At 73.8% G+C, this 22,749-nt stretch carries 22 protein-coding genes and 1 riboswitch; of the genes, 10 read left to right on the top strand and 12 right to left on the bottom strand.

What is annotated here, in order from left to right:
- Positions 1–20 precede the first annotated feature (20 nt).
- Positions 21–659, bottom strand: a complete 639-nt coding sequence (locus tag ACW0Q9_RS13065; protein WP_456180984.1) for a C39 family peptidase — start codon at positions 657–659, stop codon at positions 21–23.
- 266 nt (positions 660–925) lie between these two features.
- A complete protein-coding gene (locus tag ACW0Q9_RS13060; RefSeq protein WP_456180982.1) occupies positions 926–1,348 on the bottom strand; it encodes a pyridoxamine 5'-phosphate oxidase family protein in 423 nt (140 codons plus the stop codon).
- Between the two features lie 347 nt (positions 1,349–1,695).
- On the opposite strand from ACW0Q9_RS13060, the gene ACW0Q9_RS13055 reads away from it, so the two are divergent.
- Positions 1,696–3,489 carry a trypsin-like serine protease gene (locus ACW0Q9_RS13055; RefSeq protein ID WP_456180980.1) on the top strand — a complete coding sequence of 598 codons (1,794 nt, stop codon included), beginning with the start codon at positions 1,696–1,698 and terminating at the stop codon, positions 3,487–3,489.
- 67 nt (positions 3,490–3,556) lie between these two features.
- Here the strand turns inward: ACW0Q9_RS13055 and ACW0Q9_RS13050 are convergent, their stop codons facing one another.
- From ACW0Q9_RS13050 to eccB, 5 genes are all read right to left on the bottom strand, one after another.
- The gene (locus ACW0Q9_RS13050; RefSeq protein ID WP_456180978.1) at positions 3,557–3,898 is read right to left on the bottom strand and encodes a hypothetical protein; all 342 of its coding nucleotides are present in this window, start codon (positions 3,896–3,898) and stop codon (positions 3,557–3,559) included.
- Between the two features lie 41 nt (positions 3,899–3,939).
- A complete protein-coding gene (locus ACW0Q9_RS13045) occupies positions 3,940–4,431 on the bottom strand; it encodes a hypothetical protein (RefSeq protein ID WP_456180976.1) in 492 nt (163 codons plus the stop codon).
- 616 nt (positions 4,432–5,047) lie between these two features.
- A complete protein-coding gene (locus tag ACW0Q9_RS13040) occupies positions 5,048–6,313 on the bottom strand; it encodes a WXG100 family type VII secretion target (protein ID WP_456180974.1) in 1,266 nt (421 codons plus the stop codon).
- A complete protein-coding gene (locus tag ACW0Q9_RS13035) occupies positions 6,306–6,677 on the bottom strand; it encodes a hypothetical protein (protein WP_456180972.1) in 372 nt (123 codons plus the stop codon). Before ACW0Q9_RS13035 ends, ACW0Q9_RS13040 begins: the two co-directional genes overlap by 8 nt.
- 117 nt (positions 6,678–6,794) lie before the next feature.
- Positions 6,795–8,261: a type VII secretion protein EccB gene (eccB, locus tag ACW0Q9_RS13030; RefSeq protein ID WP_456180970.1), complete on the bottom strand. Its 1,467-nt coding sequence runs from the start codon at positions 8,259–8,261 to the stop codon at positions 6,795–6,797.
- Between the two features lie 163 nt (positions 8,262–8,424).
- On the opposite strand from eccB, the gene ACW0Q9_RS13025 reads away from it, so the two are divergent.
- Positions 8,425–9,597 carry a type VII secretion protein EccE gene (locus tag ACW0Q9_RS13025; RefSeq protein WP_456180968.1) on the top strand — a complete coding sequence of 391 codons (1,173 nt, stop codon included), beginning with the start codon at positions 8,425–8,427 and terminating at the stop codon, positions 9,595–9,597.
- Here the strand turns inward: ACW0Q9_RS13025 and eccD are convergent.
- Complete coding sequence (gene eccD / locus ACW0Q9_RS13020) at positions 9,581–10,978, bottom strand: type VII secretion integral membrane protein EccD (RefSeq protein WP_456180966.1); 1,398 nt, start codon at positions 10,976–10,978, stop codon at positions 9,581–9,583. The genes ACW0Q9_RS13025 and eccD overlap by 17 nt on opposite strands.
- 171 nt (positions 10,979–11,149) lie before the next feature.
- Here eccD and eccCa point away from each other — a divergent pair, with 171 nt between their 5' ends.
- From eccCa to ACW0Q9_RS12985, 7 genes are all read left to right on the top strand, one after another.
- On the top strand, positions 11,150–15,115 hold the full coding sequence (gene eccCa / locus ACW0Q9_RS13015; protein ID WP_456180964.1) for a type VII secretion protein EccCa: 3,966 nt from the start codon (positions 11,150–11,152) through the stop codon (positions 15,113–15,115).
- A 68-nt stretch (positions 15,116–15,183) separates the two neighbouring features.
- Complete coding sequence (locus ACW0Q9_RS13010; protein WP_456180962.1) at positions 15,184–15,603, top strand: YbaB/EbfC family nucleoid-associated protein; 420 nt, start codon at positions 15,184–15,186, stop codon at positions 15,601–15,603.
- 16 nt (positions 15,604–15,619) lie between these two features.
- Entirely contained in the window at positions 15,620–15,913 is a 294-nt protein-coding gene (locus ACW0Q9_RS13005) for a hypothetical protein (protein WP_456180960.1), read from the top strand.
- Between the two features lie 31 nt (positions 15,914–15,944).
- Positions 15,945–16,670, top strand: a complete 726-nt coding sequence (locus ACW0Q9_RS13000; protein WP_189193165.1) for a hypothetical protein — start codon at positions 15,945–15,947, stop codon at positions 16,668–16,670.
- Positions 16,667–16,945, top strand: a complete 279-nt coding sequence (locus ACW0Q9_RS12995) for a hypothetical protein (protein ID WP_456180958.1) — start codon at positions 16,667–16,669, stop codon at positions 16,943–16,945. Before ACW0Q9_RS13000 ends, ACW0Q9_RS12995 begins: the two co-directional genes overlap by 4 nt.
- A gap of 204 nt (positions 16,946–17,149) precedes the next feature.
- On the top strand, positions 17,150–17,458 hold the full coding sequence (locus ACW0Q9_RS12990) for a WXG100 family type VII secretion target (protein ID WP_091314826.1): 309 nt from the start codon (positions 17,150–17,152) through the stop codon (positions 17,456–17,458).
- 28 nt (positions 17,459–17,486) lie between these two features.
- Positions 17,487–17,765 carry a WXG100 family type VII secretion target gene (locus ACW0Q9_RS12985; protein ID WP_456180956.1) on the top strand — a complete coding sequence of 93 codons (279 nt, stop codon included), beginning with the start codon at positions 17,487–17,489 and terminating at the stop codon, positions 17,763–17,765.
- An 82-nt stretch (positions 17,766–17,847) separates the two neighbouring features.
- Here the strand turns inward: ACW0Q9_RS12985 and mycP are convergent, their stop codons facing one another.
- On the bottom strand, positions 17,848–19,089 hold the full coding sequence (gene mycP, locus ACW0Q9_RS12980) for a type VII secretion-associated serine protease mycosin (protein ID WP_456180954.1): 1,242 nt from the start codon (positions 19,087–19,089) through the stop codon (positions 17,848–17,850).
- Between the two features lie 58 nt (positions 19,090–19,147).
- Complete coding sequence (locus ACW0Q9_RS12975) at positions 19,148–19,489, bottom strand: helix-turn-helix transcriptional regulator (protein ID WP_456180952.1); 342 nt, start codon at positions 19,487–19,489, stop codon at positions 19,148–19,150.
- A gap of 209 nt (positions 19,490–19,698) precedes the next feature.
- On the opposite strand from ACW0Q9_RS12975, the gene ACW0Q9_RS12970 reads away from it, so the two are divergent.
- Positions 19,699–20,367: a carbonic anhydrase gene (locus ACW0Q9_RS12970; protein ID WP_456180950.1), complete on the top strand. Its 669-nt coding sequence runs from the start codon at positions 19,699–19,701 to the stop codon at positions 20,365–20,367.
- A 68-nt stretch (positions 20,368–20,435) separates the two neighbouring features.
- Here the strand turns inward: ACW0Q9_RS12970 and ACW0Q9_RS12965 are convergent, their stop codons facing one another.
- A complete protein-coding gene (locus tag ACW0Q9_RS12965; RefSeq protein ID WP_456180948.1) occupies positions 20,436–21,455 on the bottom strand; it encodes a coiled-coil domain-containing protein in 1,020 nt (339 codons plus the stop codon).
- 4 nt (positions 21,456–21,459) lie between these two features.
- A riboswitch (cyclic di-AMP (ydaO/yuaA leader) is annotated at positions 21,460–21,590 on the bottom strand.
- Positions 21,591–21,744: 154 nt separating this feature from the next.
- On the bottom strand, positions 21,745–22,749 hold a 1,005-nt coding region (locus ACW0Q9_RS12960), incomplete at its 5' end, for a YibE/F family protein (RefSeq protein WP_456180946.1).

The raw sequence follows: 22,749 nt of genomic DNA, 5'->3' as shown, positions 1-22,749 counted from the left end.
GACCGGCCCTGTGCGCTCGGTCAGGAGCTGTAACCGCGGCCGGCGATCCAGTTGGCCAGCTCGGTCACATCCATCCAGTACGTCGGCTCGTTCGGGCTGGCCGGGTCGGCGATCAGCACCGTGTTGCCGTCGTCCTTGTACTCCACCACGGTCAGGTAGTGACCGGGGTAGCTGTGCTCGACACCGTCGATGTCCAGCGCGCCGCCCAGGATGTTGGCGACGACCGGCCGGCCCTGGTCCACGGCCGCCTTGACGTCCGCCCGCAGGCGCTCGACCTGCTCCTTGGTGGCCGCGTCGTCCCGGATCTCGGTGGTCTTGTACTTGCCACCGGTGTACTCGTTGAGCACCCGGGTGATGTCGATGGCCGAGTCGGTGCCGTTCTCGGTGGTGCCCAGCTTGGCGGCCAGCTCGTCCTGGCTGACCTCCTTGCCCTCCGCCGACAGCGCGATCCGGGTCGAGGCCGGGCCGCAGTAGAAGAAGTTCGGCTGCGCCTCGTACTCGTAGCCGGCGCTGCCCTTGCCCTTGGCGGCGGTCGACGGGGCCTTCGGATCGGCCTGCGCCGGTGCGGCATGCGCCGCCACGGCCGGGCCGGCGACGATGCCACCGGACATGCACAGGCCGGCGACGGACAGCATGCTCTTACGGAAGATCGAGTTCATGTCGAAGCTCCATTCGGGGGTTGACGTCTCCGGCGTGGAGACGCGGCACCGGGAGTGGCGCTCGGCGTGCTCTCGGGGATCTCGGTGCGCACTGGAGGCGCTGCCCCACTCGCTCACCGGGGCGGCGGGCCGGTCGCCCGCTCGCTCGTATCGCTCGTACGAGAGGTGCAACGGGCCGCTGCCGGCCCCGATTTCCGCAGGTGGCGGCCGTCACGGTTTAACCGGACATCCGGCGCGAGCGGGTCGCCGACGCCGTGAAGCATGGGTCAGGTGGTGCCGGTGGGAAGGCTGCCGAGGAGGCGGGTCACGGCGATCTCGATGACCACCCGCTGCGGATTCGGACGCGGGGTCCGGTAACGGGCGGCGTACCGCCGCTCGGCCTCGGCCACCGCCTCCGGGTCGCGGCGCAGCACCGCCCGGCCCTCCACGGTGAGCCACCAGCGGCCGTCGAGCTGGCAGACCGCCACGGGCGTGCCCGCCGGGCCGGCCGCGGCGACGTGCCGGGCCTTGGCCGAGGTGCCGGAGGTGATCACGCGGGCCAGGCCGGCGTCCGCGTCGAAGGTGACCCCCACCGGTACGACGTGCGGGGTCCCGTCGGCGCGCAGGGTGGTCAGCGTGGCGAGGTGCCGGTCCCGGAAGAACCGGGCGACCCGCTCGTCGTGTGGGTCCAGCCGGTGGTCCCCTGGCATGCCGCCTCCTCGCTGCTCGACACGATCATCACATGGCGGATCGGGCGGCCGCCGGGAAGCGCTGTCCATTACCGAATGTCGATGTCCTGCGCAAGGTGCGCCGGTTGTGGGTTTGTTCACCCGGAGGTGGACAGCGGGTGAACCCGCTCACTCATAAAGTGACCTTCTGCACTCGCCCCTCCTGGGCGGGCGCAGCGCCCGCAGGGGGCCACGGGGGTCCTGCTCGCTCGACTGTCCACAGTCGCGCCCGGTCGCACGACGGGGCGCGGCCGCCTTCGCCGTGCTCCGAGCCGGTCGTCGGCGCCGGTCGGGCGCAGCCCCTGCCAGCTGATCCAGGAGGATCGTCCGTGCCATCGTCGTACCGACGGCGAGCAGTCCGCGGCGCCGGCCTGCTCACCGCGATCCTGGTCGCGGGGGTCGTCAACGCCGCGCCCTCCCAGGCCGTCACCGGAGGTACCGCCGTCACCGACGGCTCGTTCGCCTTCGCCGCCAAGATCCAAGTCGGTCCCGAGGACCGCGCGTGCAGCGGCGCGCTGGTGAACCCGTGGTGGGTGCTCACCGCGAAGAGCTGCTTCAGCTTCGACGGCCAGCCCGTGGTCGACGGGAAGCCGGCCAGGCCGACGACGGTCACCGTCGGGCGGCCCGACCTCACCAAGCCGACCGGTGACGTGGTTTCCGCGTTCCGGGTCGTGCCCCACCCCGACCGCGACGTCGCGCTCGTGCGGCTGGCCCGCCGGGTGGACGCGGCGCCGGTGGCGCTCGGCGCCGCCCCGACGGCCGGGGAGCAGCTGACCGTCGCCGGCTTCGGGCGCACCGCCGGCACCTGGGTTCCCGACCAGTTGCACGCCGGGCCGTTCCAGGTGGAGAGCGTCGCGGCGACCACGATGGGCATCCTCGGCACCGGCCAGGCGGGGATCTGCCGCGGCGACCTGGGCGGCCCGACCGTCCGGACGGTCGACGGCACGCCGCGGCTCGTCGGCCTCCACCACGCCTCCTGGCAGGGCGGCTGCCTCGCCGAGACGGAGACCCGGCGGGACGCGGTCGACACCCGCGTCGACGACCTCGGCCCCTGGATCGCGGCCAACACGCCGCAGGGCCCGGCCACCGACCAGTACGTCGACATCAACTTCGCCTACGTGTACGCCACCGGGGACATCGCGCCGCAGACCTTCCCGGCGACGTCGACCGGCGGGTTCGGCACCCCGCTCGGTGAGTGGAAGGGCGGCGGCGGGGCGTACGCCGCCGACCGGATGAGGGTCTTCAACGACGACTTCGACGGCGACGGCATCAACGACGTGGCGGTCCTCTCCACCACCACGGCCAACGTCTTCGCCCTCGACACCTTCATCACCCGCCCGGACGGCAAGCACGGCACGCCGATCCGCTCCTGGACCGCCGCCGGCTGGGGCAACCTGCCCAACATGAAGATGGCCTCCGGGGACTGGAACGGCGACGGCCGTGCCGACCTCACCGCCTTCTACGGCTACGCCGCCGGCGACGAGGCGTGGATCAACTGGCAGGCCCGACCGGACGGCGGGTTCGACGCGCCGAAGTCGGTCTGGCGGGCCTCCGACTTCGGCACCTGGTCCAGCACCTCGGTCTTCGCCGGTGACGTCAACGGCGACGGGCGCGACGACGCCAGCCTCTTCTACGCGTACGCCTCCGGGGCCATGGCGATCATCACCTGGCCCGGCAAGGCCGACGGCACCTTCGGCACCGGCTACACCTCCTGGTACACCCCGGCGGACAAGCCGTTCGGCTCGCTGTCGTCCATGAAGATCGCGGACGGCGACTTCAACGGCGACGGCCGCGACGACGTCGCCGTGCTCTACGGGTACGGCAACGGCAGCCTGGCCCTGATCACCTGGCTGGGGAAGGCGGACGGCAACTTCGAGGCGCCGACCACCTCGTGGACGTCGAGCACCTTCGGGCAGTTCGCCAGCATCAAGATGGTCGCCGGTGACTACAACGGCGACAAGCGCGACGACCTGGCGTTCCTCTACAAGTACTCGGACGACGGTCTGGGCCTGCACACGTTCACCGCGACCACGGCCGGTGGCTTCAACGCGCCCTTCGGCTCCTGGCGGGTGGGCCGCGGGGTCTACGGCTGGTGGCCGAGCATGCGGATGGACGGCGAGTGATCCTCGCCCAGTCCTGACGGGTGCCCCTCCGCTCCCTCCACGGAGCGGAGGGGCGCCGACGCCCGGATCAGGGGCGCCGCGAGCCCGGCGGGGCGGCGGGCAGCGTCTCGGACGGCTTCCCCCGGGCGTCGCGCTGCGCGGCCCGGCGCTGAGCGGCCAGCCGGCCCAGGTAGATCAGCGCCCCGGCCAGCACGCCCATGTCGTCCAGGTAGATCGGGTCGGGCAGCACGTCCACCGGCAGGATCGTGTAGATCAGCGCGCCGTAGAAGGCGACCTTGCCGCCGACCCCGAGCGCGCCGAGCATGCGGCGGGTGCGGACCACCCGGACGGCGAGAAGCACCGCCCCGACCAGCGTCGCCAGCGCGGCGACGGCGGCGAGGACAACCAGTACCCAGGCTTCACGGGACACGGGTCCACGCTAGCCGAGCCGGGCCAGCTCCGCCGTCGGCGTCAGTACGCCGGCACCGCCGCGCGTCCCCGCGCCACCGGGGTCAGCTCGCGGGTGGTCTCGGCGGCCCGGGTGGACGTCGGCAGCTCGCGGGTGGTCTCCGGCCCGGCCAGGTCCGCGATGGACAGCGACGACTGCGGCGCGGCGGCCGGCCGGGTCGCCACGTACGCCTCGTCGCGCAGGCTGCGCGCGGCGTTGGCGGCCAGCTCCGCGGCCCGCCACGCGGCCTGCTCCCGCTCCCGGGCGGCCTGCTGGCGTGCCCGGAGGTTGTCCCGGACCAGCCGGCGCAGCAGCAGTTCCTGCTCCACCGGGTGCCGGCTCGGGTCCCAGCCCCGGTGGCCGAGGATGTCGCTGAGCTGCTCCACCGTGATTTCCTTGCGCCACTGGGCGTCCAGCGCCGCCCGGTGCAGCCAGCGCTCCCGGTCCACGTACTCGGCGGGGGTCCGGGCGGTCCGGGGCAGGGGCAGCGCCGCGGCTGCGGCCAGCCGGCGCACGTCCTCCTCCGCCGCCTCGTAGGTCCGCCAGGCCTCCTCGACCTCCTCCTGGGCGGCCAGCCACTCGGCCCGGCCGGGGCCGGCGCGGTGAGCGGGTGCCGGACGGGCGAGTCCGCGGCCGGCGCGGCGGCGGGCCGGACGACGGACCCTTCCGCGACGCGGCGGCCGGCCGGGCCGAGGTCGACGGCGGCCGGCCCGTCGATCCGGAGGTCGACGGCGGAGGGCGCGTTGAGCCGGAGGTCGACGGCTGTCGACGCGTCGATCCGGAGGTCGGCGGCCGGGCGGGCCGTCGCCGCCGGGTGGAGATGGTCGGCGGCCGGGATGGCGGCCGGGCCGGTGAGCCCGGCGATGAGCGCGAGGGCGGTCACCGCCGTGCGGGCGATCCTGCGCAGCGTGGCCGTCCACAGGGACGAGGCGAACGCTACGGGCAGCACCTTTTCAACCTATCGGTCAGCCCGGCCTCGTGCAGCTCGACGATCTTCCCGGTCGACGTGACCCACCCCACGATTCGCTGTGGACGGACCGCCCGCCCCGGCGGGGTGCCGGTGACCCCTGCCCGACACGAAACGGCGCGGCGCCCCCGGGTGGGGACGCCGCGCCGTTTGTCAGCCTGCGGTCAGTTGCCGCCGAGCACCGGCGGCGGGGCCGCCTCGCCGTCGGACCAGACCATCTCGTCCTCGGTCAGCCAGGTCAGCCGGCCCTCGGACTCGTCGTCCTGGTCGCCGCGCGCGCCGAGCACGCCGTTGCGGCCGGCCATGGCGGGCCGCCCGGTGGCGCCGTTCTTGCCGGTGGAGCGGCTCTCCGTCTCGACCGTCACGCCCCGCCCCGAGGCGAGGCGGCCGGTGCCGGCGGCCGACCGGTTCTCGGCGCCGAGCCCGCCCACCCGGCCGGAGGACGCCGAGCCGCCGCCCGAGCCGGCCAGCGACCCGGTGCCCAGCACGCCGGGCATGCCGTAGAGCGAGCCGCCGCCCCCGCCGGCCGGCAGGGTCGGGTTGGCACCGCCGAGCCCAGGGCCGCCGGCCAGGCCGGTGGTCGGGCCGGGGACGGTCAGCGGGCCGGCGCCGGCCAGCGAGGTGCCGGTCGGCTCCACGGTGCCGACCGAGCCGATGGTGCCCGGGGTGCCCGCGCCGGACTGGCCGCCCGTGCCGCCGCCCGTCGCGTCGCCGCCCACCGTGCCGCTGCCCGGGGCGGTGTGGTGCACGCCCGAGGTGGTCGCGGTGCCGTTCGCCGCGGGACCGAAGCTGCCGACGCCCGGACCGGCCGACGGCGTGCCGACGGACGGGCCGCTGCTCAGCGTCGGGGTCGTCGGGTCGCCGTGGCCCGGGAGGCCCGTGCCCGGCGGCTCCGGCACGACGATCCGGCCGTATGCCGAGAAGTCGTAGCCCTCGGCCAGCTTGGCGACGACCTGCACCATCCGCTGGTGCGCCTTCTCCTGCTCGGCCTTGTCCTGCTCGTGGCCGACGATGCCGCCGACCAGCGCGCCCGGCAGGCCGCCGACCAGGAAGCCCTTACCGGCACCGGAGAGCAGCTTGTCGTTGTCGTCGGTCTCCTCGGGGCTCTCCGCCTTCGCCTGCGCGGCGCGCAACTCGCTGGCCATCATGTCGAGCGCCTGCCGGATGCCCGTCATGCCCTCGGCCAGGTTGCCGGAGTAGTCGGCGACCAGGTTGAGCCGGCGGTGGAACTCCCGGGCGGCGTCGCCCGTCCAGGTCTTCAGCAGCGCGTCGAGGTCGGCGGTCAGGTCGCGGCCGAGGTCGTCGAGGGTGCCCTTCAGCGACGTCCACTGGGCGCTGAGGCCCTCGATCTGCTTCGGGTCGCCGGCGTTGACGCCCTGGTAGAGCTCCTTGTGGCTGACGTGCTCGTAGCGCTGGGTGTATTCAGACACGCGGATCCTCTCCCTCCGGCTTCATCGCCTCGGTCAGCCCGGAGAGGGCGGCGGCGATGTCGGCCGCGGCGGCGGCGTTGCGTGCCTCGGCGGTCTTGTAGTTCGTCATGATCGTCTTGGTGGCCTTCTGGGTGGCCACGATCGCCTGCCGCAACCGCTCGACGTGGTTGACGTAGCTCTGGTGCGTCTCGGAGTAGCGACGGGAGTTGTCGTTGGCGTCGGTGAACGTGCCGAGCGCCGGGGGCCGGCACTGCATCTCGGTGTTGAGCTTCTTCAACACCGACTCGGCCTCGCTCAGCCTGCGCTCGAGCCGCTGGTGAAAGTCCTCCAAGGACAGTACGTCTACTGTCGTGCGCCCGGTCATGGCTGCATCCCCGTAGTCATCGTCGAGAACCGTTGGCCACGTTCAGGTTAGTCGACCCGGGCCAACCGGGGCGACCCGTCATTCGGCCCGATCCACTTCGGACCGTGCCCGCCCCGCTCATCCGCCCTGCACCGGGGCCGCGTCGCCGCCCGGGCCGGGCGACTCGTCGTCGCCGACCGTCGCGCCCGGATCGAAGTGGGCCATCGCGTCCTCGCGCTCCAGGGTCGGACCGGTCGGCACCAGCGCGAGCAGGGACGCCGGCACCGCGAGCGGGGTCACCTCCCCGTAGCCGAGGGCGCTCTTCGCGTCGCCGGAGGCGGTGCCGAGCGGGTAGCGGACCCCCTGCGCGGTGATCAGGTAGACCGTCGAGCCGGCCGCGGGCTTGCCGCTCTCGCCCGCGGTGGCCTGCACCAGCACGCCCTTGCCGCCGGGCAGCAGCACGCTCTCCGCGGTCCGGACCGCGTCCCGTTCGCTCTGCCGGGCGGGCACCCCGGTCGCCGCGGTCAGCTCGGCCGGCGGCTGGTCGAAGACCTCCAGCGTGGTGGTGGGCTGGCCGGCCGGCCCGGAGCGGTAGGTGGCGCAGAGCACCGACCGCCCGGCGCGGACCTCGTGCAGGGTGGGCAGCCGGTCCGGCAGGCCCTCGGCCTCCAGCCGCTGGTCGGTGAGGAGCTGGCCGGCCTGGTCCGGCGTGATGTCGGTGACCTGGCCGCCGCCGCCGAGCAGCAGCAGCGCGGTGACCTCGCCGATCGCCACCAGGCCCTGCCTGGCCAGCACGTAGTACTGACCGGCGGCCCGGTAGACCTGACCGACCCGCGCCGGGCGGTCGCCCACGGTCAGCCCGCTCGGGCCACCCTCGCCGTCGATGCTCGGCTTGCGCAGCGCCGGACCCACCGGCACCGCGTTGAGCAGCTGCTGCCCGACCGTGAGGGTGGCCGCGCCGGCCATCTTCAACGCCACAAGCGCCTGCTCGTCGCCGACCACCCGCAGCTGGGCGCCGCCGGTGAGCAGGTAACGCGCGTCGTTCGCCCTGACCAGGACCGCCCGGTCGGTGAGCGGGGTGCCGCCGGGCAGCGGCCGGTCGATCACCAGGCGGGTGGTGGAGCGCTGCGGGTCGTTCGGGTCGGGCACGTCGCACACCGACCAGGGCAGGCCCACCAGGGACTTCCGGTCCGGCACGTCGTCCGGGGCGCCCACGATGCCGACCGCCCGGCCCCGCGGCCGGTCCTTGATCGAGGCCTGGGACATGGTGCGGACCGGCGCGCCGGCGTCGTTGAGGATCAGCCGGGCCGAGGCGTAGTTGAGCGTCGGGTGCAGCACCTTGTCGTCGAGGAAGACGTAGGTCGCACCGGTCTCCCGCTCGATCACCAGCGTGTTCGGCTCCAGCGGGGCGGAGTTGCTGGTGAACTGCCCGTACGCGCCCGCGCCGCCGAGCACGACGGCGGCGGCGATGACGCTGCCGAACACCGCCATGCCGAGGCGCCGCATCGGCAGGTCGTTGGTCTCCGGGTCGCCGGAGAGCAGCGCCGAGACGATCCGGCGGGTGACGAAGCGGTACGCCTGCACCTGATCGCGGCGGGTCCGCATGACTAACCTCCGGCAGGGGTTGGGTCCGCGACGATCAGGTCCGAACTCCGCCGCGGGCTTCCCTACGATAAGGGGCCGTCGACGGTTCACCGGGACCCCGCCCGCCCCCCGGCGACGCACCGCACCGGCGGATGCCCAGGATGTCCAGAAGGGACGCTCACCGATGACCCAGGTCCAGGCGCCACCCGGTCGTACGGCCACCGCCCCCGCCGTCCCGGCGGACCGACCGGTCACCCCGGCCGACAAGCGCCGGCGCGGCCGGCTCGGCCCGGTGGTCGTCGGCCAGCTCGTGGTGCTGGAGTGCGCCGCGCTCGCCGTCTGGTTCGCCACCGGCGGCCCGTCCTGGCTGCTCGGCGTCGTCGGCGCGGTGGCGCTGCTCGCCGTGGTGGCCGCCTTCGCCCGCCGGGGCGGTCGCTGGTGGTACGAGGACCTGATGCTCCGCCGCCGGCTGCGCCGCCGCCGGGACCGGGCCCGGGGCGCGGCGCCGGCCGGCGACCCGCGGCTGGCCGCGCTCGCCCCGGAACTGTCCGTCGTCGAGCTGACCGAGCGCGGCACCCGGCTCGGCATCGGCCAGGACGACCGGGGCTGGTTCGCCGCGGTCGCGCTGACCGGCCGGCCCGGCACGCCGGCCGGGTCGATCGAGGCGGCGGTGGTGGACCGGGCGCTCGCGGTGCTCGCCGACTTCACCGGGCCGGTCACCCAGACCCAGGTCGTCTCGCACACCCTGGTCTGGTACCCGGCGCCCGGCGCGCCTCCGGCGGCCCACCGCACGGTCTGGGTGGCGCTGCGCCTGTCGGTCGCCGACGCCCGCGCCGAGACGGTCAGCCGGGGCGGCGGCATGCGCGGCGTGCACCGCACGGTCGCGGCCGGCGTCGGCCGGCTCGGCAAGGCGCTCAACGCCGCCGGCCTCAACCACCGGGTGCTCAGCCGGGACGAGCTGCACGCGGCGGTGGTGTCCGGCGCCGGGCTCGACCTGGCCCCGGAAGCTCCGGTGGAGAGCTGGACCAGCCTGCGCGGCGGCGGCTGGACGCAGCGCTGCCTGGCGCTGCGGGTCCGCCCCAACGGCTCGCTGGGCGCGCTGGTGGACGCGGTGACCGCCACCTCCGCCCCGTCGCACACGGTCGCGGCGGTGGTGCTCCCCGGCGGCCGGCAGGTCCCGCCGCTGCTGCGGGTGGCGGCCATGGACGGCCACGCCGAGGCGCTGGTGAAGGTGGTCCGGGACGTGGCCCGCCGCTCCGGCGTGCCGGCGCGCCCGCTGGACGGCCAGCACGCCCCGGGCGTCTACGCCACCGCGCCGGTGGGCACCGCGATGGGCACGGTCACGGTCGAAGGTTGACGATCCAGCCGTAGAGGCCGCAGACCCAGACGGCCAGCGGCACCAGGGCGACGATCAGCAGGATCTCGACGATGTCGAGGGTGCGGCCCCAGACCGGCGAGATCCGCTTGCCCGCCACGCTGAGCCCGTAGATCAGGCTGATCACGGTCACCACCAGCAGGCCGCCCAGGATCAGCCCGAGCCGGACCGCCAGCGAGCCGGCGCCGAAGGTGGCCGCGGCGGCCAGCCCGAGGCCGAGGGTGCCGGCGAGGAGCACCGGGGTGCGCTGGCCGCGCCCCAGGAACGGGCGGGCCCGCAGCAGCGCCAGCAGGGCCAGCACCAGGCAGAGCAGCACCGCCGGCAGCCGGCCGTTGTCGGCGAGCACCAGCTCGCCGCCGAGCACCAGCACCGAGACCGTCCAGAGCAGACCGGTGAGGAACGCGTCGGCCCGCTCGCTGTTGCGCAGCACCTGCGGGCCGTCCACCGACTCGGTGTCGCTCTTGAGGTCGTCCGGCCCGGTCGGGATCGACGGCACCGGCAGCCGGGCCAGCCGGTAGGAGATCATCGGCAGCGCCGGCAGGGCGCCGAACGCCACCGTCGCCACCACCGCCGCGGCGGCCGCCGCGCCGATGCCGAAGGCCAGGCAGAGCGCGGCGCCGACGCCGACCGCCACGCCCACCCCGACCGCACCGAGGAAGAGCGGCAGCCGGTCGCCGACGGCCAGCGCGGCGACCGCGCCGAAGAGCACCACCGCGGTCGCCGCGAGCAGCACGTGCGGGCTGGCCAGCTCGGTGAGCTTCCGGTCCCCGGCCAGCACCAGCAGGCCGCCGATCGCGGCGTAGCCGAGGCCGCCCATGGCCAGCACCGCGCCGGTCCGGCTGTCGCCGGCCGCCCGGGAGAGCACCGCGGCGCTGACCAGCAGCGCGACCGCGACCACCAGCGCGGCGAGCGCGCCGGGCAGCTGCGGCGGCCCGGCGAACAGGGTCGCTGCCGCGCCGGCCGCCAGCGCCGCCCCGGCGAAGAGGATCGAGAACGCCCGGGTGGTGCCGACCTGCCAGGCGCCGGCCCGCTGGTTGGTGGCGGTGGCGACAGCGTCCACCACGTCGTCGAAGACGATCTCGGGTGCGGCGGCCGCGCGCGGGTTGAAGTAGAGCACCTCGCCGTCGCGGACACCGAGCTGCGCGGCGGTGCGGCCGCCGTCGAGCGGCTGCCCGCCGAGCCGGGACAGGCTCCAGCCGCCGTGCCGCACGCCCTCGTCGGCGAGGTCCTCGCCGGCGTAGCGCAGCAGCGTCGGCAGCAGGTCGGCCAGCGGCACGTCGGACGGCAACGCCAGATCCATCCTGGTCCGCGGGGCCACGATGGTGATCCGGCTCAGTCCGCCGGTCGCCGTCTTCGTCGCCACTGTGGCCTCCTCGTGCTCGCCTACGATCCACCCGGGCCGCCCGCGCCGCCCCCGTGGGTCCACGGCGCCTCCGGGAGATTACCTACGATGGCGGTCGCACAGGTTGCCCACCCGACGACTCGGGTGCGTCGGCCGACCACGAGCAGGGCCGCTTCTGGGGAGGAGACAGCCGTGAGCACGGTGGTGTTCCGCCGGCTTCCGCGTCAACCGGGGCCCGCGCTGCCGCGCGGGGAGGTGCTGCTGGAGTCCCCGCCCGAGCTGCCGGAGCCGCAGGCCAAGGGCATGGGTCAGGTGCTGATGATCCTGCCGATGCTCTGCGGCGTCGGCGCGATGGCCTTCCTCTACGCCGGTCGCGGCGGCGGCATGATGACCTACGTGGCCGGTGGCCTGTTCGGCGTGTCGATGCTGGGCATGGCGGTCGGCACGCTCGGCAACGGCGGCAACGACAAGGCCGAGCTGAACGCCCAGCGGCGCGACTACATGCGCTACCTGGCCCAGATGCGCAAGCGCACCCGGCGGGCCGCCGAGCAGCAGCGCGCCGCGATGACCTGGCGGCACCCCGAGCCGGACGCGCTCTGGTCGGTCGCCGCCTCCCGCCGGCTGTGGGAGCGGCGGATCACCGAGGACGACTTCGGCGAGGCCCGGATCGCGCTCGGCCCGCAGCGACTGGCCGTGGAGATCGTGCCGCCGGAGACCAAGCCGGTGGAGGACCTGGAGCCGATGAGCGCGATCGCGCTGCGCCGGTTCGTCCGGGCCCACTCCAGCGTGCCGGACCTGCCCACCGCGCTGTCGCTGCGCGCGTTCAGCCGGGTCGCGCTGCGCGGCGACCGGGAGCCGGTGCTCGACCTGGCCCGGGCCGCGCTGGGCCAGCTGGTCACCTTCCACGCCCCGGACGACCTCCTGGTGGCCGTGGTGGCCGCGCCCGACCGGCAGCCGGTGTGGGACTGGGTGAAGTGGCTGCCACACGCCCAGCACCCGGGGCGGACGGACGCGGCGGGCGCGCGCCGGATGGTCTTCGCCAGCCTCGCCGAGGCGGAGGCGGCACTGGCCAACGAGCTGGGTGGCCGGCCCCGGTTCGCCCCGGAGGCGAAGCCGCTCACCACCGCGCCGCACCTGGTCGTGGTGCTCGACGGCGGCGAGGTCTCGCCGACCTGCGCGTTGATGGGGCCGGGCCTGCTCGGCGCCACGGTGATCGACCTCTCCGGCGCGGTGCCCCGGGACGCCGGCCGCTGGCTGCTCTGCCTCGACGCCGGCGACGGCACCGGGCTGGACCTGGTCCGCGGCACGACCAACTCCCGCCTGGGCCGGCCGGACCGGCTCAGCATGGCGGCCGCCGAAGGCCTGGCCCGGCAGATCGCCCCCTACCGGCTCTCCCAGCAGCAGGGCGCCAGCACCGAGGAGCCGCTGGCCCGCAGCATGGAGCTGCCGGACCTGCTCGGGGTCGGCGACGCGGCCACCGTGGACACCCAGCAGACCTGGCGGCCGCGCAGCCACCGGGACCGGCTGCGCATCCCGCTCGGCGTCGGGCCGGACGGCAACGTGGTGGAGCTGGACTTCAAGGAGTCGGCGCACGAGGGCATGGGCCCGCACGGCCTGGTCATCGGTGCGACCGGTTCCGGCAAGAGCGAACTTCTGCGCACGGTGGTCGCGGCGCTGGCCGTGACCCACTCGTCCGAGGAACTCAACTTCGTCCTTGTCGACTTCAAGGGTGGCGCCACCTTCGCCTCGCTGGACGCGCTGCCGCACACCAGTGCGGTGATCACCAACCTCTCCGACGAGCTGCCGCTGGTCGACCGGATGCGGGACGCGCTGGCCGGTGAGATGAACCGCCGCCAGGAGGTGCTGCGGGCGGCCGGCAACTACGTCTCGCGCTACGACTACGAGAAGGCCCGGGCCGCGGGCGAGCCGCTGGAGCCGATGCCCAGCCTGCTCATCATCTGCGACGAGTTCTCCGAGCTGCTCGCCGCGAAGCCGGACTTCATCGACCTCTTCGTGATGATCGGCCGGCTCGGCCGGTCGCTCGGCGTCCACCTGCTGCTGGCCTCCCAGCGGCTGGAGGAGGGCAAGCTCCGCGGCCTCGACACCCACCTGTCGTACCGGATCGGCCTGCGGACCTTCTCGGCTGTGGAGAGCCGGATCGTGCTCGGCGTGCCGGACGCGTACGAGCTGCCGAGCGCGCCCGGCCACGGCTACCTCAAGACCGACACCGCGACGATGCTCCGGTTCCGGGCCGCCTACGTCTCCGGCCCCTACCGGGCGCCCGGGCAGGTGCAGCGGTCCACCCGGGCGCAGGTGCAGCGCCGGATCGTCCCGTACGGGATCGACTACGTGCCGGCGCCGGCCCTGCCGAGCCCGGCCGAGACCGCGCCCGAGCCGGAGCAGACCGGTGACGGCAAGGCACTGGCCATGCTGGACGTGCTGATCGACCGGCTCCAGGGCCGGGGCCGCCCGGCGCACCAGGTGTGGCTGCCGCCGCTGGCCGAGCCGCCGAGCCTGAGCGAGCTGCTGCCCCCGCTGGGCGTGCACCCGACGTTCGGCCTGACCACCCCCAACTGGCCGGGACGGGGCCGGCTCACCGTGCCGGTCGGCATCGTCGACCGCCCGTACGAGCAGCGCCGCGACCCGATGATGGTGGACCTCTCCGGTGCCGGCGGCAACGTGGTGATCGTCGGCGCCTCGCTGAGCGGCAAGAGCACCCTGCTGCGCACGATGCTGGCCTCGCTGGCCCTCACCCACACCCCGCGCGAGGTGCAGTTCTTCTGCCTCGACTTCGGCGGTGGCGCGCTGCGCAGCCTCGACGGGCTTCCGCACACCTCCGGGGTGGCGGGGCGGCGGGACGTCGAGGCGGTCCGCCGGACCGTGGCCGAGGTGGTCGCCGTCATCGACGAGCGGGAGAACCGGTTCACCCAGCACGGCATCGACTCGGTGGCCAGCTACCGCCGGCGCCGGGCGGCCGGTGAGTTCGCCGACGACCCGTTCGGCGACGTCTTCCTCGTGGTGGACGGCTGGAACACGCTGCGCCAGGAGTACGAGGAGCTGGAGCAGACCATCACGAACCTGGCCAACCGCGGGCTCGGTTTCGGCGTACACGTGGTGGTCACCGCCGTGCGGTGGGCGGAGATCCGGATCAACATGCGGGACCTGCTCGGCACCAAGCTGGAGCTGCGGCTCGGCGACCCGGCCGAGTCGGAGATCGACCGGCGCGCCGCGCAGAACGTGCCGGTCGGCACGCCCGGTCGCGGTCTGACCCGCGACAAGCTGCACTTCCTCACCGGGATCTCGCGGATCGACGGCAAGCGCGACATCGAGGACCTGACCGAGGCGTCGGTCGCCCTGGCCGGGCACGTGGCGACCAACTGGCCGGGCCGCCCGGCGCCGAAGGTGCGGCTGCTGCCGCGCAAGCTGGCGGTCACCGAGCTGGCCAAGGTGGTCGACCGGTCGGCGCCGGGCATCCCGATCGGCGTCAACGAGTCGGCGCTCGCCCCGGTCTACCTGGATCTGACGACCGAGCCGCACCTGACCGTGTTCGGCGACGCCGAGTGCGGCAAGACCAACCTGCTGCGGCTGATCGCCCGGGGCATCGCCGAGCGCTACACCCCGGCACAGGCCCGGCTGGTGATCGCCGACTACCGGCGCGGCCTGCTGGGCGCGGTGGAGGGTGACCACCTGCTCGACTACGCGCCGTCCAACCAGGTCTTCAGCCAGGGCCTCGGTTCGATCCGCAGCGCCCTGCAGAACCGGCTGCCCGGCCCGGACGTGACCACCGCCCAGTTGCGCGACCGGAGCTGGTGGAAGGGGCCGGAGCTGTACATCCTGGTGGACGACTACGACCTGGTCGCCTCCGGCGGCAACAACCCGCTCAGCGCCCTGCACGAGCTGCTGCCGCAGGCGCGGGACATCGGCCTGCACCTGATCATCACCCGCCGGGTGGGTGGCGTGGCCCGGGCCCTCTACGAGCCGGTGTTGCAACGCCTGCGCGAGCTGGACTCGCCGGGCCTGCTGATGTCCGGCAGCCGCGAGGAGGGTGCGGTCTTCGGCAACCTGCGACCGAGCCCGCAACCGCCGGGCCGGGGCACCCTGGTCCGCCGCCGGGACGGCCAGCAGCTCATCCAGACCGCCTGGACGGAGCCGGCCTGACGGGGGCGGACGTGGATGACCGGGTCCGGTAGCGTCGGCCCGACCGTCAATCTGGGGAGAGGACAGTCGTGAGCACCTCGTGGGGTTACGGCGGCGCCGGTAGCGCCGTGGAGAACCTGCTGCGCCAGGCGCAGGAGCAGCAGCGCCGGCTGGCGGAGTTCCAGCAGCAGCGCGCCGAGCTGCGGGTGACCGGGGAGAGCCCGGACGGCCTGGTCCGGGTGACGGTCGACGGTGACATGAAGGTCGGTGACATCGAGATCAACGCCCGGGCGATGCGGCTGGACAGCTTCACCCTGGCCGAGTCGCTCCAGGCCGCGATCGACGCGGCGTACGCGACCTTCGCCGAGCGGCAGCAGGAGCTGATGACCGACATGCTCGGCGGCTCGGACCTGGTCCGCCGGGCGCAGGCGGGCAACCTCACCCCGGCGGACTGGTTCCGCGAGTTCGGGGTGGACCTGACCGACCCGACCCGCGGCCTGCGCCGCTGAGCAGGGAGGAGACGCGGTGGCGAACAAGGTCGACGTCGACGCGATCCGCAAGGCGAGCAAGAAGCTCGACGCTCCGGACGGCCCGATCCAGTACCTGCGCAACGTGCAGGCGCTGCTGGAGAGCGTGAAGCTGCCGGACGGCGCGCTGACCCTCTTCGGCGGGGCGACCGTGCAGGCGCACAACGCCTCGGTGGACGGTCACCTGCGCAACGTCAAGACCGGCATCGAGCACCTGCACAGGGCGGCCGAGCAGCTGGAGCAGACCGCCAAGAACTGGGAGAAGTCCGACCAGCCCTGGGTGGTCAAGTGACCGGCCGGGCGCGCGACGGGGAGAACAGCTGATGTCGGAGATCCTGATCGCCAACGCGGCCGGCACGGTGACCGGCACCCACACGGTCGCCGCCGCGACGGCGCCGGTGCGCGGCCTGCTGCCCGCTGCTCGCGCCAACTGGATGTGGCTGGTCTTCGCCGGCGCGCTGGGTGCGGCCATCGCCTACCTGGAGACGTTCGACAACGACGAGGTCAACAAGTCCATCAAGGAGTGGGGCGACGCGGCGCGGCTGCTCGGCGGCGACCAGTTCGGCGCGGCGCTGGAGCAGGTCCCGCCGTCGGACACCGAGTGGGACTTCGACGACCGGGACGCGTTCGACCTCTTCCTCCGCAAGCTCGGGGCGGAGATCAACTCGCTCGCCGAGGCGTTCAACGCCAACAAGGACACCCTCACCTCCGCCCGGGACGCGTTCAACGACGCGGTGAACGCGCTTGTCGACGCGCTCATCCCGATCCTGATCGCGGTGATCGCGTCGGTCGCCCTCCAGGCGTTCCCGCCGACCGCGCCCATCGCGGAGGCGATCGGCGTGGCCGGCATGGTGGCGAGCGCGGCGATCCTGGCGCTGGTCTTCGGCGACATCAGCGCGGTGTTCTCGGCCGTCATGGCGGGCTTCCAGGGCAACGACCGGTTCGCCTTCGTGTCGGACTCCCGGCCCGGCTGGGCGGCCACCGGCCAGGATCCGGACATCAAGGATATCAAGATCGACTGGGTGCAGGACTCCAAGTTCTACCAGTGACGGGAAGGGGCTCCGGGGTGCTGGTGCTCTTCGTGTACTTCCTGGTGACCGTGCCGGTCTTCATCGGGCTGGCACTGGTCGCCCAGCTGTCCCGCGCCGGGTGGGCGAAGCGGGCCAGTGAGGTGGTGTTGCTCACCGGGGTCGCCGCGCTGATCCCGGTGGTGCTCGACCGGGCGCTCGACCGGCCGGTGCTCTGGCTGTTCGTGGCCCTGCTGGCGGTCGTGCTGGTCTTCGGCGCGGCGATGCACGTCAGGTCCTATCGACGACCGTCCTGATCCACCGCCGGCGCCGGCGACCGTCCACGTCGTACGGTCGGCTCGCCGGACGGCGTTGTGCGCCATGGGGATGCAGGGCTGCGCGGACTGGACGTCGTCCGCTACGGTTCGATTGAAGTGTCCGTCGGTGGGGTGTGTACGCCTTGCCGCGGGGGAGGGGCGCGGCGGATCCGCCGCCACAGAGATGACGGAAGGGTGTGAAGCATGGCGTTCGAGGTCAGTGCAGCGACTCTGCACACCGCCGCGAGTGACGTGCGGTCCACGCGCAGCGACGTCGACGGTGAGCTCAAGAAGCTGTGGAACGTTGTCGACGACCTGGCCATGGCCTGGAAGGGCGGGGCGTCCACGGGTTTCCAGAACCTGATGCTGCGTTGGAACGAGGACACGAACAAGCTGCTGACGGCGATGGACAACATCGCCGACCTGCTTGACAAGTCGGGCACGACGCACCAGGTCAACGACGAAGAGCAGCAGCAGATGCTGGACAAGTTCCACTCTGCTCTCAACCCGTGATCCGCGAAGACAGGCAGAGGAGGAATCGATGAGCATCAAGGTTGACTACGCTGTCCTCGAGAGCAGCAACCAGCAGATGCAGGCCATCTCGCGGACCATCGACGAGAAGCTGGACACGCTGCGCGCGATGCTGAGCAAGCTCGAGTGGGAGGGTCAGGACCGCGTCGCCTACGAGCAGCACCAGGCTCAGTGGGACGCCGCCGTGCGGGACATCAACAAGGTCCTGAACGACATCGGCGGCGCGGTGGGCATCGCCCGCGAGAACTACATGACCACCGAGATGAGCAACTCCAAGGTCTGGGGCTGACCCGACCGACCCGCTGCGGCTCCGCTCCGGCTCGCGCCGGGGTCGGGGCCGCGGTGCTTTTCCGGGCCGGCGCCGGCCCCGGTCAGGCGTCCTGCGGCGCGGTGCGGCGCCCGGGCCGCCAGCCGCGCCGGCGGCCCCGGACCAGGATCGGCCGCAACGCCAGCAGCACCCCGGCCAGCACGGCGCCGACCACCGAAGCCCAGATCGCCACGGTGCGCTGCCAGGCCAGCGGGTCGGCGTGCGGTGCCGGCGCCGGCATCGCGCCCAGCGGCGGGTCGCTGCGGGTGCCCAGCAGGCTGGTCACCGCCCGGTACGGGTTGACCACCCCGTATCCGACCAGCGGGTTGTGCCCGTCGGGCGGGTTGTCGGCGGTGCGGGTGAGCCGGAACGCCACGTCCTCCGGGGTGATGTCCGGGTGCGCGGCCCGCACCAGCGCGGCGACCCCGGAGACGTACCCGGTGGCGTAGCTGGTGCCGCCCTGCGGCTCGGCCCGGTAGCCGGAGCCCTGCGGGGCCGGGCCCACGATGTTCAGCCCGGGCGCGGCGATGTCCACGTAGTCACCGGTGACCGAACTGCCGACATGCCCGCCGTTCTCGTCCACCCCGGCCACCGCGACGACGCCCGGGTACGCGGCCGGGTACGCCGGTTGGTCCTGCTGGTTCTCCTGCCGGTTGCCGGCGGCGGCCACCAGGATCACGTCCTTGTCGAGGGCGTAGTCGACGGCCGACTTCAGGGCCGGGTCGTCGAGCGTCACCAGGGAAAGGTTGATCACGTCGGCGTCGTGGTCGACCGCCCACCGGATGGCCTTGCCGATCTCGGCCGGGATGGACTCGTCGTAGGCCTTCTGGTTGTCGGCGAGCACGCGCACCGGCAGGATCCTGGCCTCCGGCGCGATGCCCGTGTAGGGCGCGCCGGTGCCCTCCTTCCCGGCGATGATGCCGGCGATCAGGGTGCCGTGGCCGACCAGGTCGCACTGGCCGTCGAACTTGGGGAGCTGGTTGAAGTCCTCGCCGGGGAGCACCCGGCCGCGCAGCAGTGGGTGGGCGGGGGAGACGCCGGAGTCGATGACCGCGACCGTGATGCCCTGTCCCTTGGTGACCCGCCAGGCGGCGGCCGGGTCGAGCCGGGTCAGTGCCCAGGGGGCCCCGGTCGGAGCGGGGCCGCCGGCCGGCCCGGCGCACGCCGGGGCGGCAACGGCGGGCGCGGGCGCCGCCAGCACGCCGCCGAGCAGGGCGGCCGCCGCCGCTCCAGAGAGGACGGATCGGATCCGGTGCCCGGTGTGGACGCGCTCCGTCGTCCCGTCCGGCCGCAAGCTGTCGCGCACGCGGTGAGATTACCGTCGCCGCGCCGTCCGTGCGGTGACGGGCGTACGGGAGGAACGGTCAGCTCTCGGCCGCCGGCTCCGGGGTCGGCGCGGCGGCGAAGAGGGCGAGCAGCGCACCCACCTGCTGGTCGGCCTCGGCCGGGTGCCGGAAGTGCCCGCTCGGGTTGATCGTGTACTCGTTGCGCCGACCCACCCGGGTGCGACGGAGGTAACCACCGGCTTCCAGGTCGGCGACGATGGCCTGGGCGGCCCGCTCGGTCACGCCCACCTCGTCGGCCACGTCCCGCAGCCGGGCGGTGGGGTTGCGGGCGATGGCCAGCAGAACGTGCCCGTGGTTGGTGAGGAAGGTCCAGTTCCGGCCGCTCCCGTTCTGGCCCGGTGTGGTCGCCATGGTGGTCATGGTATGGCCCCGTCCGCGATCGTGCCTCGGGCCGGGCGGGCTGCGGCGGGGCCGGGCGGGCGCCGCCGTCAAGGGTGACTGAACGTATGAAATGCGTATCACGTAAATCTTGACGTGCGTTTGGCCGCGTGTGACGGTGGGTGGCGAGGCCGCCTCCGCCGCCGGCCGGCTGACCAGGTCGTTTTCGCGCGAGGACGAGGTGAGGATCAGTGCCGCCGACCACTCCCGAGCAGGCGCTCGCCGAGCTTTATGCCGGCAACAACCGGTTCGTCACCGGCGCCCCGCACCATCCCAACCAGGACGCCGGCCACCGGGCGGCGGTCGCCGACGGGCAGCACCCGTTCGCGGTGGTCGTCGGCTGCTCCGACTCCCGGCTCGCCGCCGAGATCATCTTCGACCGCGGCCTCGGTGACCTCTTCGTGGTCCGCACCGCCGGCCACACCGCCGGCCCCGAGGTGCTCGGCAGCGTCGAGTACGCGGTGACCGTGCTGGGCACCCCGCTCGTGGTGGTGCTCGGGCACGACTCGTGCGGCGCGGTCCAGGCGGCCCGCGAGGCGGTCCGCACCGGCACCTCGCCGTCCGGGCACCTCGGCGCCGTGGTGGACGCCGTCGCGCCCAGCCTGCTCCGGGCGGCCCGGGAGGGCGTCGAGGACCTCGACGGCATCGTCGACATCCACATCGCGCAGACCGTGGAGGCGCTGCTGGCCCGGTCCACCGTGCTCGCCGAGGCGGTGTCCGCCGGGCGGTGCACGGTGGTCGGCCTGTCGTACCGGCTGAGCGCCGGTGAGGTGCGCACGGTGGCCGAGGCCGCGGCCGGCGCGCCGGCCACGCCGGTGCCCGCTCCGGCCGCGCCCGTCGACCCGGCGCTCGCCGGCTGACCGAACCCGGCGAAACGTCAAAGGGGCCGGCCCGCGCGTCGCGGGCCGGCCCCTTTCGGCGTACGTCGTCAGAGCAGCGACATGTGCACGTGGTCGGTGTGGTCGGAGGGTCCGCTGTAGGACTTCCAGCCGGTGGCCGGGAACCAGATCTGCCGGTTCCAGATCACGTAGTAGATGCCGAGCCGGTCGGCGTTGCGGATGAGGAAGGCGGCGACGTTGTTGCCGTACATCCGCTGGTCCTTGGTGCGCCAGGAGGAGAACCCGCTGTTCTGCAGCGACCAGTCACAGGCCCGGCCCTTGGGATGCTCCCACGGCCCGCCCGGGCGGTAGCAGCCCACGAAGCGGTTGAAGCCGGCCCGCTTGACCTCCTTGTACGCGTGCAGCGTGCGCGGGGTGACGCAGCCGGAGGTGGTCGGGTCGTTCTCGCTGCACGACTCCGGCTTCCAGTCGCCGTCGGCGGTCCGGCCGGGGCCGACCCGGGCGACCGGCGAGGTGGCCGAGACCAGGCCGCCGGTGAAGCCGAGCCCGCCGACCAGCTTCAGCGCCTTCTCCGTCTCGGCCTTCTCGCGGGCCATCGCGTTCTTCTGCTTCTCCTGCTCGCGCACCTCGGCGTCGAGCGCGATCTTGGCCTGCTCGGCGCGGGTCTTCGCGGCGTTGATGGCGGCGAGCTTCTGCGCGTTGAAGAGGTTCAGCTCGTCCAGGGCGGAGGCCCGCCGTACGAACGAGTCGGGGGTGTTGCTCTCCAGCAGCATGGCCATGGCGCCCATCCGACCGGTCCGGTAGGACTGCGCGGCGATCTGGGCCACCTGCGGGCTCAGCGCGTCGAGTTCGTTCTGCGCCGCCTTCACCTCGAGGGCGAGCTGGAGCTGCCGCTTGCGCGACTTGTCCAGCTTCGACTTGGCCTGGATGTAGGCGCGGTTGGCCGACTTGATCGCCTCGGTGATGAGGGGGTCGTCGTCGTCCTCCGAGTGCCCCGAAGGGGTGGGGGTGTTCGGAGCCGCCGTCGCGGGGGCCGGCCCGGCCAGCACGGTGAGTGCGGCGAGCACGGCCACCACGGGGGTCAGCCAGCGGCGCAGGGGTGCCGTCACAGTGTTCCCTTCCGTCGGCCGCCGACCGGGTTAGCTGCCGGGTTCGGGACGGAAGTGGCCCCTACCGCTCGCGCGGATTCACCCCATGTACCTGGTTCCCCGGCTCGCCCGCGGGCGATTGGGCGGCGGCACCGCTGGCGCCGGTGCGCGCCTTCGGCGGTGACCGGCAGCGAGGTTACCCGAGAGTCCTCCCGGGCTTCTACGTCCGGAAGCCGACCAATAGCGAGATTTTGTCCTCGCCGGGCGTGACCAGGATCGCGTTTGAAATCCGTCGTCACGCTGCGGAGTGTCACCATGCGGCCTCCGTGCTCCTGTCGCCGCCGGGCCACCCGCCGGCGCGCGGCCCGGACGACCCGCCGAGCGCCTCCAGCGCCTCGTCCCGCCCGGCCGGCGGGCGGGGCGCGGGGGGATCCGCCGGCCCGGCGGTGGTGCCGCGCCGCCCGGCGGTGGTGACGACCGCGGCCAGTGCGGTGGTCAGCGGTACGGCGGCGATCAGGCCGAGGGTGGCGACCGCGCTCCGGACGATCTCCTGGGCCAGGAACTCGCTGGTGAGGATCTCGCCCACCGGCCGGGAGTCGGCGACGAGCAGGAGCAGCAGCGGCAGGGAGGCGCCCGCGTAGGCCAGCACGATGGTGTTGACCGTGGAGGCGATGTGCGCCCGGCCCACCCGGGTGGCCGCCCGGTAGAGGTGCCGGCGGGACAGCGCGGGGTTGGCATGGGCCAACTCGGTGACCGTGGCCGCCTGGGTGACCGTGACGTCGTCCAGCACGCCCAGGGAGCCGATGACGATGCCGGCCAGCAGCAGGCCGTGCAGGTCCACGTCGCTCTGGAACATCGACAGGGTGGTGGCGTCCTCGCTGCCGAAGCCGGTCAGGTGGGTGGCGGCGGTGGCCAGGGTGCCGAGCACCCCGGTCAGCACCAGGCTGCCGAGCGTGCCGAGGACGGCCACCGAGGTCTGCGCGGTGATCCCGTGGGTCAGGTAGAGCACCACGAACATGATCAGCGCGGCGCCGACGATCGCCACCAGCAGCGGCGGCTGGCCGGCGCCGATCCCGGGCAGCACGAAGCCGAGCAGGATGGCGAAGCTCGCGACCAGCCCGCCCAGCGCGGCCAGCCCGCGCCAGCGGCCGAACGCCACGATGGCCACGGCGAACAGCACCGCCAGCCAGACCAGCGGGGTGCCGCGCTGGTGCTCGGCGATGTTGTAGGTCTTCGCCGCCGGGTCGGCCGGGTCGGTCAGCTCGACCAGAATCACCTCGTCGCCGACCTCGACGCGGGGCGCGCCGGGGCCGGA

Source organism: Micromonospora sp. I033 (genome assembly GCF_053890995.1).
The sequence above is the reverse complement of the archived record's forward strand: the minus strand, read 5'-3'. Positions and strand labels throughout refer to the sequence as shown.